Here is a 13834-nt window from a genome sequence, read left to right on the forward strand (position 1 = left end):
GACAGCGGCCTGGCCGCCAGTCGAGAGGTCAGGCCGGCGAGAGGTCAGGCCGGCGGCGCAGTGCCGGCCGTGAACGCCAGTGCCAGCCCGTTCATGCAATAGCGCAGCCCGGTGGGCTTGGGGCCGTCGTCGAACACGTGGCCCAGGTGGCCGCCGCAGCGTGCGCACAGCGTCTCGTCGCGCACCATGCCGAAGCTGCGGTCGCTCTTGTTGTCCACCGCATCGGGCAGCGGCTTCCAGAAGCTCGGCCAGCCGGTGCCGCTCTCGAACTTGGTGGCCGAGGAGAACAGCGGCAGCTGGCAGCCCGCGCAGCTGAAGGTGCCGGCCCGCTTCTCGTTGTTCAGCGGGCTGGAGTAGGGCCGCTCGGTGCCGGCCTGGCGCAGCACCTGGTACTGCTGGGGCGTGAGCTGGGCCTTCCATTCGGCGTCGGTGCGGCTCACGGCATAGGCCTTGGCCGCACGCGCGGTGGGCAACAGCGCCCAGCCGGGGCCGGCCAGCAAGGCGCCGGCACCCAGCGCGCGGAACAGTTGTCTGCGGGCGTTCATCACGATGGTCCTCCAGTTCAAGTGCTCGCACCCACCAGCACCGGCTTGTCGCGGTAGCGGTCGGGGAACACGCGCTTGAGGCTCTCGCGCTTGGGCAGGTCGTGCATGGCGATGTAGGGCTGGTTGGGATGCAGCGTCATGTAGTCCTGGTGGTAGGCCTCGGCGTCGTAGAACGGCTTGGCCAGCTCGATGGTGGTGGCGATGGGCGCGCCGAAGCTGCGGGCCTGGTCCAGCTGCGCGATGTAGGCCTTGGCCACGCGGGCCTGCTCGGCGCTCTGCGCGAAGATGGTCGAGCGGTATTGCGTGCCGAAGTCCGGCCCCTGCCGGTTGAGTTGCGTGGGGTTGTGCACCACCGAGAAGTAGATCTGCAGGATCTGGCCGAAGCCGATCTCGCGCGGGTCGTAGGTGATCCGCACGGCCTCGGCATGGCCGGTGCTGCCCGAGCCGATGGCGTTGTAGTTGGCCGTGCGCGCCTCGCCGCCCGCGTAGCCCGAGACAGCGCGCGTGACGCCCTTGACGTGCTGGAACACGCCCTGCACGCCCCAGAAGCAGCCACCTGCGAGCACCGCGGTCTCGCTGGTGGCCCCGGCTGCCGGGGTGCCGGCATCCTTGGGTGGCGGGATGGCGACCGCACTCTCGGCGGCCATCGCCGGCAGGGCCTTCCACGCGGCGAAGGCACCGGTCAGCAGCAAGCTCATGGCGGTCAGCGTGCCGCGCCGCGACAGGACGGGTTGGCTGGTGGTGACAGTATTTTTCATAACGGCCTTGGTTCCTTTCTGGCTTCATCGAGCAGTTGCTGGATCACCTGCTCCGACTTCTCGTACGCGCCTTCACCGACATGGTGGAAGCGGATCTGTCCCCTGGCGTCGACGAAGTAGAGCGCCGGCCAGTAGTTGTTGCGAAACGCGCGCCAGATGGCGAAGTTGTTGTCCAGCGCGACCGGAAACGGCACGTCGAGATCGACGAGCGCGCGCTGCACATTCGCGGTGTTCTTCTCGTAGGCGAACTCGGGGGTGTGCACGCCCAACACCACCAGGCCCTGGTCCTTGTACTTGCGATGCCATTCGCGCACATGCGGCAGGGCATTGCGGCAGTTGATGCAGCCGAAGGTCCAGAAGTCGACCAGCACCACCTTGCCACGCAGGTCCTGCGCCGAAAGCGCGGGGGAGTTGAGCCAACCGACCGCGCCTTCGATGGGCGGCATCGCGCCCAGCACCGGCAGGTCGAGGCGAGGCACCGGCGCGGGCGCCTGCACGCGCAGGAAGCCGCCGGCCGGCATGGCGGCGGGGGCGCTCGCAGGCTGGGGCCGCAAGCGGTCGATCAGCCGCTGCTCCAGCCCGTTGGCGCCGGGCAGCGAGCGTTCAGCCAGGGTGCCGGTGTCCAGGCCGAGTGCGATCGCGGCGACGCCGGCGAGCACGGCCACGCCGACGGCCTTGCGCAGCCCTTCGCCGATGCCCATGGTGCGGCGCAGCGCGGCAAAGGTGCGCTGGCCCACCGCGAGCAGCACGGCCAACGCGCTGACGGCGCCCAGGGCGTAGGCCAGCAGCAACAGCGAGGTGTGGACCGACGGGCCGTGCAGCGCGGCACCGGTCAGGATCAGGCCCAGCACCGGGCCGGCGCAGGGCGCCCAGAGCAGCCCGGTGGCGGCTCCGAGCAGGAAGGAGAGGGTGGCCGGGTTGCGTTCCCGGCCGCCGGGTTGCGACGCGGTGGCCGACAGCCGGTTGCCCATGGCCACCAGGGGGCGGGTGGCCAGCAGGGCCAGCCGCGGTGCGATGAGCATGGCGCCCATCGCGGCCAGCAGCACCAGCGCGGCGGTGCGGCCGTACTCGTTGGCCTGCACCGCCCAGTCGCCGACGAAGGCGCCCAGCGAGGCCACGGCAGCGAAGGTCAGCGCCATGCCGGCCAGCAGCGGCAGGCCGCTCGTGCGGAACGGTTGGTCGACCCGTGCGAACACGAAGGGCACGACCGGCAGGATGCAGGGAGCGAAAAGGGTCAGCGCCCCGGCCAGGTACGACAGGATGAAATAGACCATGGGTGTCCTTGTGGCGGCGCTGGTGGGGCGGGGTTGCGCTTACGGCTTCATCGCGTCCTTCTTCATGCCGTCCTTGGCCATGGAGTCCTTGGCCATGCCGTCCTTGGCCATGGAATCCTTCTTCATGCCATCCTTGGCCATGGCGTCCTTGCCCATGGCGTCCTTGCCCATGGAGTCCTTCTTCATGCCGTCCTTGGCCATGCTGTCCTTGGCCATGCCATCCTTCTTCATTTCGTCGGCGGCGAAAGCCGAGACCGAGCCGATGGCGATGAAGGTGGCGAGCAGGGTGGTGGTGAGCTTGTTCATGGCAGTTGTCCTTGGGAGAGAGTCGATGGTTTGAAAGAGCCGGTTCGTCATGAACGCAGCCGCACGTTTCGCAAGCGCTGAGGGCGGCTGCCCTCAACTGCCTCCGAACCAGTTGTAGCCCTGGTCTTCCCAGTAGCCGCCAGGGTTCGTGTTGGTCACGAACATCGCCTGGATGTGTTTAGGGTTCTTGTAGCCCAGCTTGGTGGGCATGCGCAGCTTCATCGGAAAGCCGTACTTCGGGGGCAGCGGCGCGCCGTCGTACGTCAGCGCCAGCAGCGTCTGCGGGTGCAGCGCGGTCGGCATGTCGATGCTGGTGTGGTAGTCGTCGGCGCACTTGAAGCCGATGAACTTCGCGCTGGTGTCGGCGCCCACGCGGGCCAGGAAGTCGGAGAAGCGCACGCCGCCCCATTTGCCGATGGCGCTCCAGCCTTCCACGCAGATGTGGCGGGTGACCTGGTCGGTCTGCTGCATGGCGCGCAGTTCGGGCAAGGTCCACTGGCGCTTGTCGGCCACCAGGCCGGTCACTTCCAGCCGGTAGGCGGCTTCGTCCACCTGGCGGATCTCGTCTTCGCCGTAGTAGGCGTTGAACGGGAAGGGCCGCGTGATCATCGATTCGGGGTAGGTCGGCGCCAGTTGCGCGGGGTCGAAGATCAGGCCCTGCACCTTGTCGTTGAACTGCGAGATGCGGGTCAGCGCAGCCTCCACCCCGGCGTTGTCGCTGATGCTGCAGCCCGTCAGCATCGACAGGCCGCCCAGCGTCAACGTGCGTTGCAGGAAGGCGCGGCGCGCCGGTTGCTCGACGCGGCGGCCGATCAGGTGGCGGGCCTCGGCCAGCGCGGCCTGGGCGTCGACGCCGGGGAGCAGGGGGCGTTGCAGGATCTTCATGCCAGTTCCTTGGCGGTTTGTGCGGCGGGTGCCTCGCGGCCGGCGCGGCCGCTCAGCATGGCCAGCAGCGTGCGTGGCACCAGCGCCACCATGACCAGGTGCACCGCCACGAAGCCGACCAGGCCGGCCATGGCGACGAAGTGGATGCGGCGTGCGAACTCGTAGCCGCCGAGCAGGTCGCGCAGCAGGCCGAACTGCACCGACTTCCACAGCACCAGGCCCGAGAGCACCAGCACCACGGTGTCCAGCATCACGAACAGGTAGGCGGCGCGCTGCACGCTGTTGTAGTGGCGCGGGTCGGTGTGGGCCAGCGCACCGCGCAGCGCGGCTTTGGCGTCGGCCAGGATGCCGCGCAGCGTGAGCGGGAAGAACTTCGCGGCCAGCCGGCCGCTCAAAATGTTCAGCACCAGATAGACCAGGCCGTTGGCGGCCAGCAGCCACATCGCCGCGAAGTGCCATTGCAGCGCGCCACCCAGCCAGCCGCCCAGCGTCAGCGCCTTGGGAAATTCGAACGGGAAGAACGGCGCCGCGTTGTAGATGCGCCAGCCGCTGGCCACCAGCACCAGCACAGCCAGCGCGTTGAGCCAGTGGTTGGCGCGCATCCAGCCGGGGTGGATCGGCGCGGGGCGCTTGGAGGGTGTTGGGCTTGGCATGGGGCGCAGTGTGGTGCGCACCCCCTCGCCGTTTCATCACGGAATCTTCAATTAATCGTGACAACTCGGCGGCCGGCTTCCGCCCACAATCCGGCCCCATGGACACCCCCAAGCGCGTACTGATCGTCGAGGACGACGCCCACATCGCCGAACTGCTGCGCATGCACCTGCACGACGAAGGCTATGCCGTGACGCACGCGGCCGACGGCCATGCCGGGATGCGCGAACTGTCCCGTGGCCAGTGGGATGCGCTGGTGCTCGACCTCATGCTGCCCGGCGTGGACGGGCTGGAGATCTGCCGCGCGGCCCGGGCCATGGCCCGCTACACGCCCATCATCATCACCAGCGCGCGCTCCAGCGAGGTGCACCGCATCCTGGGCCTGGAGCTGGGCGCCGACGACTACCTGGCCAAGCCCTTCTCGGTGCTCGAACTGGTGGCCCGCGTGCGCGCTCTGCTGCGCCGAAGCGAGGCCATGGCCCGCAACGCCCGTGTGGAGGCGGGCCGGCTGGAGGTCGGCAAGCTGGGCCTGGACCCGGTCACGCGCGAGGTGCAGGTGGATGGCAGGCCGATCGAACTGACGCCGCGCGAGTTCGACCTGCTGCACTTCTTCGCACGCAACCCAGGGCGGGTGTATTCGCGGCTGGAGCTGCTCAACCAGGTCTGGGGCTACCAGCACGACGGCTACGAGCACACCGTCAACACGCACATCAACCGCCTGCGCACCAAGGTCGAGGCCGACCCGGCGCAGCCGCGCCGCATCCTCACGGTCTGGGGCCGGGGCTACCGGCTGGTGGCGGGCGAGTCCGGCGACCATGAAGGCGGAGACGCAGCATGAGGTCCCCCGGCGCCTGGACGCTGTCGCGCCGCCTTTCGGTGGTGTTCGCCGTGCTGCTGCTGGCCTGCTCGGGCGTGTCGGCCTGGCTGCAGATGGCGGCCAGCGAGCGGCACGAGCGCGAGGTGACGCAGCGCCTGTCGCTGGGCCTGGCCGCGCACATCGCCGGCAACGCCGAGCTGATGCAGCGCGGCGGGCTCAACGCCGAGGCGGTGCGCGATCTGTTCGACAAGCTGATGGCCGTGAACCCGAGCGTGGAGGTCTACCTGCTCGACCCAGGCGGCCGCATCGTGGCCCAGGCCGCGCCGCCCGGGCACCTGAAGCTCGAACGCGTGAGCCTCGCGCCCGTGCGCAGCCTGCTGGCCGGTGCGCCCCTGCCGGTGCTGGGCGACGATCCGCGCGGCATGGGCCCCAAGGTGTTCAGTGCAGCGCCGCTGCAGGTCGACGGCCGCGCTGCCGGCTATGTCTACGTCGTGCTGTCAGGAGAAGACCGGGCGGCCATCAGCGCCAACCTCGCCGCGGGTTCGGCGCTGCGCACCACGCTGTGGTCCATGGCGGTGGTGGCGTTGCTCGGGCTGGTCGCGGGTCTGCTGGCCTTCCGCTTCATCACGCGGCCGCTGCGCCAGCTGACGGACGCGGTGCAGGATTTCGAGCGCGACGGCGTGGCGGCGCTGGGCCACGCGCCGGCGCTGGACGCGGTGGCGCGCGGCAACGACGAGATCGGCGTGCTCGGCCAGTCCTTCGTGCAGATGGCGCAGCGCATCGACGCGCAATGGAAGGCCTTGACGGCGCAGGACCAGCAGCGGCGCGAGCTGTTCGCCAACATCTCGCACGACCTGCGCACACCGCTGACCTCGCTGCACGGCTACCTGGAAACGCTGCGCATGAAGGCCGACCTGCTCGATGCCGACGAGCGCCGCCGCTACCTGGACATCGCGCTGGGCCAGAGCCGCAAGGTGGGCCGGCTGGCGCAGGAGCTGTTCGAGCTGGCCCGGCTCGAATACGGCGTGGTCAAGCCCGAGAAGGAACGTTTCGCGCTGGCCGACCTGGTGCAGGACGTGTTCCAGAAGTTCGAGCTGGCGGCGCAGGCGCGGCGCCAGCGCCTGGTGGCCGACATCGCCCCCGGCCTGCCGGTGGTGCATGCCGACCTGGGCATGATCGAACGCGTGCTGACCAACCTGCTGGACAACGCCATCCGCCACACGCCCGAGGGTGGCGAGATCGCGGTGCGGCTGTTGCATGGCGACGCCGGCGTGCAGGTGGAGGTGGCCGATACCGGCCCGGGCATCCCGCGCGAGCTGCAGCCGGTGATCTTCACGCGGCCCGCCTTCGCATCCGGTGGCGAGCGCGGCGGCGGGCTGGGGCTCATGATCGTGCGGCGCATCCTGCAGCTGCACGGCAGCGACATCCGGCTCGAGCCGCGCGCTGGCGCGGGGGCCGTGTTCCGGTTCGCGCTGGACTAGGGTTCTACCGGGCCGCAGGCCGCTTGGCGGCCCACTGGCGCAAGGCCCCCAGCACCTTCTCCACGTGCTTGTCCGAGTTGAGGCTGGTGTACTGGTAGGCCACGGTGCCGTCGGGCGCGATCAGGTAGGAGACGCGGTTGGCGTACTCGGGCTTGAGCGTGAGCACCGCGTCGTACGCTTTCATGACGGATTGGTCGGGATCGGCGGCCACTGCGAACTTGCCGCGGCACGCCGACACGGAAAAGCGCTTCTGCGTGTCGATCTCGTCGCGCGAGACGCCGATCACGCTGGCGCCGAGGGCCTTGAACTCGGGGATGGCCTCGGCGAAGTTGTGCGCCTCGATGGAGCAGCCTTCGGAGAACGCCATGGGAAAGAAGTACAGCACCACCGGCCCCTTGGCCAGCTCCTGGTGCAGCGAATACTGGAAGACCTGGCCGGCCAGTGCGGCCTGCGCCGAGAAGTCGGGCGCCTTGTCGCCCAGGTCGAGCGCGGCGAAGGCCGTGGAGGCGGTGCAGGCCAGGGCGAGGCAGAAAGCGGTGCGCATCGGTGGGTCCCTTCGGCAAGTGCGGCTTGTGCGCGACAAAGCCATCCAGGGTGGGGCAGTGGCGCGCGAGCCGGCGCATGATACGGCGCCCGGCGTGGCGCTGCACGCCGTGGACCCGCGTCCCGTTCCAGTTGCTGCAACCCCTGTGCTGCCATGAATCCAAGAAACCTCTGCTGGCGTCTGACCCTGGTGTGGCTGTGCGCCCTGTGGCTGGCCGGCTGCACCGCCTTGCCCGTGAAGCAGCCCGGCGACATGCCAGCCAGCCAGGCCATCGCGGCCGACGGCGACACCGCCCTGGGCCGCATTGCGCTGCGCTCGATTCCCGCGCCCGAGCTGTCGGGTTTCCGGCTGCTGCCATTGGGCAGCTACTCGCTGGACGCACGGCTGACGCTGGCCGAACGCGCGCAGAAGACGCTGGACGTGCAGTACTACCACATCCAGAACGACGAGACCGGCCGGCTGCTCATGCGCGCGCTGCGCGACGCCGCTGCGCGTGGCGTGCGCGTGCGGCTGCTGCTGGACGATTGGTACACCGGGGGAGAGGACCCGCTGCTGCTGGCGCTGGCCAGCCACCCGAACGTGGAATTGCGGCTGTTCAACCCGTTCTGCTGCGCGCGCGGGGCAGGGCCGCTGGCGCGCTTCGCACTGTCCTTCGGCGACTGGAACCGTGTCAACCACCGCATGCACAACAAGCTCATGGTGGCCGATGGCGCGATGGCGGTGGTCGGCGGGCGCAACGTGGCCAACGAGTACTACCTGCGCGGCGCGTTGGACAACTTCATCGACCTGGACGCCTTCGTGGTGGGCGCGGTCGTGGCCGACCTCTCGCGCATCTTCGACGGCTACTGGAACAGCGACCCGGTCTACCCGCTGCGGATGGTCGCGCGGACCCACGAGTCGCCCGAGGCCCTGCGCAGCATGTTCGAGATCGCCACCGGCGTGGCCATGACGCAGCTGCCCGCCGCGCTGCCGCCCAACGACGTGCTGGGCTACGGCCCGATCCGCGAAGACCTGGACGCCGGCCAGGTCGGCCTCATCTGGGGCACGGCCATCGCGCTGGCCGACACGCCCAACAAGGTCATGGAGGCCAAGGGCATGCTGCTCATGAACAGCGTGACCTACAACGTGCTGGACGCCATGCGCATGGCGCAGGAGGAGGTGATCGTCTCCTCGCCCTACCTGGTGCCGGGGCAGCCCGGCATGGTCTGGCTGCGCGAGATGGCGGCGCGCGGGCTCAAGCTGCAGATCCTGACCAACTCGCTCGCGTCCACCGACGAGCCCACGGTGCACATCGGCTACAGCCAGTACCGGCCCGAGATGCTGCGCCTGGGCATCGACCTGTACGAGCTCAGCTCCAGCCGCGTGATGAAGAACAAGCGCCAGTCCATGCTGTTCGGCGCCTCGCAGGCGCGGCTGCACGCCAAGCTGGTGGTGATCGACCGCAAGACGCTGTTCATCGGCTCCATGAACCTGGACCCGCGCTCGGCCCGCCTCAACACCGAGATGGGCGTCATCGTGCAGAGCCCGCAGCTGGCGCGCGAGCTGCTGCGGGTGATCGACATCGACAAGCTGCAAAGCGCCTACCGCGTGCGCCTGTCGGCCAGCGGCCGCTGCTGCGAGTGGCTGACCGTGGACGACGACCTGCAAGGCGAGATGGTGCTGACGACCGAACCCGATTCCAGCTTCTCCATGCGCCTGAAGACCTGGCTGCTCGCGCCCTTCGTGCCGGAGCAGCTGCTGTAGCGCCGCACGCCGGCTGTGGCAGGATGCGGCGCGACCCCGCCTGCCCCCGGAGCCCCATGTGGACCTGCGCGATCTCCAGTACTTCGAAGTCATCGCCGAGCTCGAGCACATGGGCCGCGCAGCCGAGCGGCTGCACCGCACCCAGCCCGCGCTGACCAGCTGCGTGCGCCGGCTCGAGGAGGCCTGCGGCGCGGCGCTGTTCGAGAAGACCGGCCGCGGCATCCGGCTCACCGCCGCCGGGCATGCTTTGCGGCGCTGGGCCCAGCGCACGCGGCTGGATGTGGAGAGCGCGCGGCGCGAGATCGGCGACATCGGCCGCGGCCTGGTCGGCCACGTCAAGCTGGGCATCGTGCCGACGGCCGCGCAGTTCCTGCTGCCGCCCGTGGCGCGGGACCTGATCGCCGAGGCGCCCGATGTGACGCTGCGCACCCATGTGGCCCTGGTCGACGCGCTCACGCCGCTGCTGCGCGCCGGCGACATCGACCTCATGGTCGGTACCGAGGGCGCCAGGGAACCGGGCTTCGTCGCCCAGATGCTGGCCGAAGACACCATCGTCGTGGCCGCGCACGCCGGCCATCCCGTGTTCGACAAGCCCCGGCCCGCGCTCAAGGACCTCGCGCAGTGGCGCTGGGTGCTGCAGACGCCGGGCGCGCCCACGCGCGACTGGCTGGACCAGACCTTCGACCGGCACAACCTGCCGCGGCCGGTGGTGCAGGTGGAGTCCACCATGCTGCTGATGCTGCCCACGCTGATCGGCGAGACCGGCCTCTTGAGCTTCATCTCGCGCCTGCACCTGCAGGCCGGGCGTGCGGGCGCCGGGCTGCGCGAGGTCGAACTGCCGGCCCTGACCATGCGCCGCCGGCTGGTGGCCACCTGGCGCGACAGCGGCTATGTCTCGCCCGCCACGCAGCGGCTGATCGATCTGCTCGTGCGCCACACCGCGCACCAGATGCTGGCCTGAACCACCAAAGCCGGATTTATCGATTTCAAGAAAGATTCGATTGGACCGATAGGAATCGCGCGCCAATACTTGCCCCCATCGAACGCCGGCCCGCAGCGGTTGCGCCAAGGCAGTTCGGCCATCTGGAGACAAGCCCATGCCCGCCATCCGCCACCCCGGTGCCAAGCGCCGCCTCGTCCTGCTCGCCTCGGCGCTCGCCGCCATCGGCACCAGCCTCGCCAGCACCCAGGCCGTTGCCCAGGCCGCCTGGCCCTCACGGCCGATCCGCCTGGTCGTGCCGTTCCCGGCCGGTGGCGGCACCGACCTGATCGCGCGTGAAGTGGCCAACAAGGTCGCCACCACGCAGGGCTGGTCCATCATCATCGACAACAAGCCCGGCTCCGGCGGCAACCTGGGCGTGGACGCCGCCGCCAAGGCGCCGGCCGACGGCTACACGCTGGTGTTGGGGCAGACCAGCAACCTGGCGATCAACCCCACGCTGTACCCCAAGCTGCCCTACAAACCCGAGAAGGACCTCGCGCCCGTCGGCCTGGTCGCACAGGCGCCGCTGGTGCTGGTGGTCGCGGCCGACTCGCCGTACAAGACCCTGGCCGAGGTCATCGCCGCGGCCAAGGCCAAGCCCCAGGCGCTGAACTACGCCAGCTCGGGCAACGGCACGGTGGCCCACCTGGCGGCAGAGCTGCTGCAGAAGCAGGCGGGCGTGAAATTCACGCACGTTCCGTACAAGGGCGCTGCGCAGGGGTCGACCGACCTGATCGGCGGCCAGATCCAGATGTACATGTCGTCCGTGCCCACGCTGATCGGCTACATCAAGAACGGCAAGATGCGCGCCATCGCCGTGACTTCGCAGCAGCGCACGGCCGATCTGCCGAACGTGCCCACGGTGGCCGAGTCCGGCTACAAGGGCTTCGAGGCCGTGACCTGGTTCGGCGTGGCCGGCCCCGACGGCCTGCCCAAGGAAGTCGTCGCCAGGCTGAACACCGCCTTCAACCAGGCCATCGGCGACGCCGAGGTCAAGAAGAAGCTGGCCGCGCAGGGCGCCGAAGTCCGCAGCAGCACGCCCGAGCAGTTCGGTGCCTTGATCGGCAGCGAGATCGTGCGCTGGGGCAAGGTCGTCCAGGAATCCGGCGCCAGGGTCGACTGAGCCGCGGGCGCACCCGCTGCGCCCCATCCCCATCCCCATCCAACCAACGCTGCCGCAGGCGGGTTCCAGCACCTGCGGGGCAGCGCCATGCCCGTCCATCCCACGTCCCGAAAGACCACCATGTCCTCCACGCTCCCCGACATCATCCGTAGCTTCGACCGCGTGCCCGCGGACCTCGTGCGCGAGGCCGCGCAGTACCAGCCCGCGATCTTTGCCGACGTGGCCGGCCGCCGCGGCGCCCTGCATGGCCGCATCAAGCCGCTGCACCCGCGCATGAAGCTGGCCGGCACGGCGCTGACCGTGGAAGTGCGCCCTGGCGACAACCTCATGATCCACGCCGCCATCGCGCTGGCACAACCCGGCGACGTACTGGTCGTGGACGGCAAAGGCGACCAGAGCTCGGCACTGATGGGCACCATCATGATGAACGCCTGCCGCAAGCTGGGCATCGCCGGCGTGGTGCTGGACGGCGCCGCCCGCGACAGCCTGGAGATCGACGAGATGGACTACCCGGTGTTCAGCGTCGGCACCAACCCCAACGGGCCGACCAAGAACGTGGGCGGGCGCATCGGCCATCCGGTGTCGGTCGGTGGCGTCACCGTCTACCCCGGCGACTTCGTGATCGGCGACGCAGACGGCGTGGTCGTGGTGGAGCGCGAGAAGCTCGCCAGCCTGCTGCCGCTGGCGGCGAAGAAGGTCAAGGACGAGGCCGCGCGCATCGCCGCCATCCAGGGCGGCGACACGGCAGCCAAGTGGCTCACGTCCGCGCTGCGCGCGGCCGGCGTGCTCAAGGAAGGGGAGACGCTGTGAGCGCAGTCCTTGTCACGGGCGCCGACCTGGCGCCGCAGGCCTTGGCCCTGCTGGTCGGCCATGAAGTCGTCTACGCCGGCAAGACGCCGACCGAGGAGGACCTGGTCGCGCTGTGCCGGGCACACGACCCCGTGGCCATCATCGTGCGCTACGGCAAGGTCAGTGCGGCCATCATGGACGCAGCGCCGTCCCTGAAGGTCATCTCCAAGCACGGCAGCGGCACGGACACCATCGACAAGGTGGCGGCGAAGGCGCGGGGGATCGAGGTGGTGGCGGCGGCGGGCGCGAATGCAGCCGCCGTGGCCGAGCAGGCACTTGCGCTGCTGCTGGCCTGCGCCAAGTCCGTCGTGGCGCTCGACGCGCGCATGCATACCGGCCATTGGGACAAGGCCGTCCACAAGAGCCTGGAGCTCGGCGGCCGCACGGTCGGCCTGGTGGGCCTGGGCGCCATCGGACTACGCTTTGCGCGCATGGCCGATGCGTTGGGCATGCGCGTGATCGGCTTCGACCCGTTCGCGAAGAACCTGCCGGCCTACGTGCAAAGCGTGGACCTCGCGACGCTCTGGCGCGAGTCCGACGCCGTCTCGCTGCACTGCCCGCTCACGGAAGACAACCGCGGCCTGCTCAACGCCGCCACGCTGGCCCAGTGCAGGCGCGGCGTGATCATCGTCAACACCGCCCGCGGCGGCCTCATCGACGAGGCCGCGCTGTTGGCCGCCGTGCGCGCAGGCCAGGTGGCCAGCGCGGGCCTGGACAGCTTCGCCGTCGAGCCCATGGTCGCGGGCCACCCGTTCCAGGGCGAGAAGAACATCGTGCTGAGCCCGCACATCGGCGGCGTGACCAGCGACGCCTACGTCAACATGGGCGTGGCGGCCGCGCAGAACCTGCTGGCCGTGCTGGCGCGCCAGCCGGTGGCGGCATGAGGCGGCACCGCATGCGCCACGCCCCCATGTTCGCGCGCATTGGCGGATGCGCGCTGCTGCTGGCCGGTGCAGCCGTGTCGGCCCAGCCGGCTTGGCCGGCCAAGCCCGTGCGCATCGTCGTCGGCTTCTCGGCCGGCGGCCCCACCGACGTGGTGGCGCGCGCCTTCGCCGACCATGCGGCACGCCAGCTCGGCCAGCCCGTCATCGTCGACAACAAGCCCGGCGCCAACACCATCCTGGCGGCCGAGGCCGTGGCCAGCGCACCGGCCGACGGCTACACGCTGCTCCTGGGCGCGACCAACCACACCATGATCCCGGCGCTGTACGCCAGCCGCGTGAAGTTCGACGTGCTGAAGTCGTTCGCGCCGGTCTGCACGCTGGCGCTGAGCCCCACGGTGCTGGCGGTCGGCCCGGCCATGCCGATCAAGACGCTGGCCGCCTTCCTGCAACAGGTGAAGGCCGAACCGGGCAAGCGCACCTATGCCACGCCGGGCAGCGGCAGCTCGGGCCATTTCGCGAGCGCGCACTTCACGCGGCTCACGGGCACGAGCATGAACCACATCCCGTACAAGGGTGCGGCGCAGGCCGTGACCGACCTGATGGGCGGCCAGGTCGACAGCTCGTTCGCCACGCTGGGCTCGGTGCTGCCGCAGCTGCAGTCGGGCAAGCTCACGGCGCTGGCCGTGGCTGCGCCGCAGCGCTCGCCGCTGCTGCCGGATGTGCCGACCTTCGAGGAGGCCGGTGTCAAGGGCTACAGCGCCGACGCCTGGTACGGCCTGCTGGCACCGGCCGGCACGCCGGCCCCCGTGCTGGCCAGGCTTGCGCAGGTGGCGCAGGACTTCGTGCGCGCCAGTACCACGGTGGACAAGCTGCGCGGCCTGGGCATGGAAGCCCAGGGCAGCTGCGGCGCGCCGTTCGCCGCGCAACTGCAGCGCGAAGTGCGGGACAACACCCAGCTGGCCCGCGAGCTCGATCTCAAGGCCGAGTGAACG

The 13834-nt window shown here is 70.0% G+C and carries 15 protein-coding genes; 8 read left to right on the forward strand and 7 right to left on the reverse strand.

Annotated features, from left to right (window positions below):
* Positions 1 to 44 precede the first annotated feature (44 nt).
* The 6 genes from msrB to DES41_RS20485 form a co-directional block, all read right to left on the reverse strand.
* Positions 45 to 545, reverse strand: coding sequence for a peptide-methionine (R)-S-oxide reductase MsrB (gene msrB, locus DES41_RS20460; RefSeq protein ID WP_114469479.1), 501 nt, complete (start codon positions 543 to 545; stop codon positions 45 to 47).
* Positions 546 to 562: 17 nt separating this feature from the next.
* Positions 563 to 1303, reverse strand: a complete 741-nt coding sequence (gene msrA / locus DES41_RS20465; RefSeq protein WP_211333016.1) for a peptide-methionine (S)-S-oxide reductase MsrA — start codon at positions 1301 to 1303, stop codon at positions 563 to 565.
* Complete coding sequence (locus DES41_RS20470; RefSeq protein ID WP_114469480.1) at positions 1300 to 2577, reverse strand: cytochrome c biogenesis protein DipZ; 1278 nt, start codon at positions 2575 to 2577, stop codon at positions 1300 to 1302. Before DES41_RS20470 ends, msrA begins: the two co-directional genes overlap by 4 nt.
* 39 nt (positions 2578 to 2616) lie before the next feature.
* Entirely contained in the window at positions 2617 to 2883 is a 267-nt protein-coding gene (locus DES41_RS20475) for a pentapeptide MXKDX repeat protein (RefSeq protein ID WP_114469481.1), read from the reverse strand.
* A 93-nt stretch (positions 2884 to 2976) separates the two neighbouring features.
* The gene (locus DES41_RS20480; RefSeq protein ID WP_114469482.1) at positions 2977 to 3768 is read right to left on the reverse strand and encodes a molybdopterin-dependent oxidoreductase; all 792 of its coding nucleotides are present in this window, start codon (positions 3766 to 3768) and stop codon (positions 2977 to 2979) included.
* Complete coding sequence (locus tag DES41_RS20485; protein ID WP_114469564.1) at positions 3765 to 4421, reverse strand: cytochrome b/b6 domain-containing protein; 657 nt, start codon at positions 4419 to 4421, stop codon at positions 3765 to 3767. Before DES41_RS20485 ends, DES41_RS20480 begins: the two co-directional genes overlap by 4 nt.
* Before the next feature lie 98 nt (positions 4422 to 4519).
* On the opposite strand from DES41_RS20485, the gene DES41_RS20490 reads away from it, so the two are divergent.
* Both DES41_RS20490 and DES41_RS20495 read left to right on the forward strand, forming a co-directional pair.
* Entirely contained in the window at positions 4520 to 5257 is a 738-nt protein-coding gene (locus DES41_RS20490; RefSeq protein WP_114469483.1) for a response regulator transcription factor, read from the forward strand.
* A complete protein-coding gene (locus DES41_RS20495) occupies positions 5254 to 6717 on the forward strand; it encodes a sensor histidine kinase (RefSeq protein ID WP_114469484.1) in 1464 nt (487 codons plus the stop codon). The genes DES41_RS20490 and DES41_RS20495 overlap by 4 nt, the downstream gene beginning before the upstream one ends.
* Positions 6718 to 6721: 4 nt before the next feature.
* Here the strand turns inward: DES41_RS20495 and DES41_RS20500 are convergent, their stop codons facing one another.
* Positions 6722 to 7261, reverse strand: coding sequence for a peroxiredoxin (locus tag DES41_RS20500; protein ID WP_114469485.1), 540 nt, complete (start codon positions 7259 to 7261; stop codon positions 6722 to 6724).
* 153 nt (positions 7262 to 7414) lie between these two features.
* On the opposite strand from DES41_RS20500, the gene DES41_RS20505 reads away from it, so the two are divergent.
* From DES41_RS20505 to DES41_RS20530, 6 genes are all read left to right on the forward strand, one after another.
* Positions 7415 to 9004 (forward strand): phospholipase D family protein, encoded by a 1590-nt coding sequence (locus DES41_RS20505; RefSeq protein WP_114469486.1) that lies wholly within the window; start codon positions 7415 to 7417, stop codon positions 9002 to 9004.
* 58 nt (positions 9005 to 9062) lie between these two features.
* The gene (locus tag DES41_RS20510; protein ID WP_114469487.1) at positions 9063 to 9965 is read left to right on the forward strand and encodes a LysR family transcriptional regulator; all 903 of its coding nucleotides are present in this window, start codon (positions 9063 to 9065) and stop codon (positions 9963 to 9965) included.
* A 136-nt stretch (positions 9966 to 10101) separates the two neighbouring features.
* A complete protein-coding gene (locus tag DES41_RS20515) occupies positions 10102 to 11109 on the forward strand; it encodes a Bug family tripartite tricarboxylate transporter substrate binding protein (RefSeq protein WP_114469488.1) in 1008 nt (335 codons plus the stop codon).
* 120 nt (positions 11110 to 11229) lie between these two features.
* A complete protein-coding gene (locus tag DES41_RS20520; RefSeq protein WP_114469489.1) occupies positions 11230 to 11919 on the forward strand; it encodes an RraA family protein in 690 nt (229 codons plus the stop codon).
* Positions 11916 to 12842 (forward strand): NAD(P)-dependent oxidoreductase, encoded by a 927-nt coding sequence (locus tag DES41_RS20525; protein ID WP_114469490.1) that lies wholly within the window; start codon positions 11916 to 11918, stop codon positions 12840 to 12842. Before DES41_RS20520 ends, DES41_RS20525 begins: the two co-directional genes overlap by 4 nt.
* A gap of 11 nt (positions 12843 to 12853) precedes the next feature.
* Positions 12854 to 13831, forward strand: coding sequence for a Bug family tripartite tricarboxylate transporter substrate binding protein (locus DES41_RS20530; RefSeq protein ID WP_245965792.1), 978 nt, complete (start codon positions 12854 to 12856; stop codon positions 13829 to 13831).
* The last annotated feature ends 3 nt before the right edge of the window (positions 13832 to 13834 follow it).

This window comes from Pseudorhodoferax soli, assembly GCF_003337555.1.
Lineage (GTDB): Bacteria > Pseudomonadota > Gammaproteobacteria > Burkholderiales > Burkholderiaceae_C > Pseudorhodoferax > Pseudorhodoferax soli.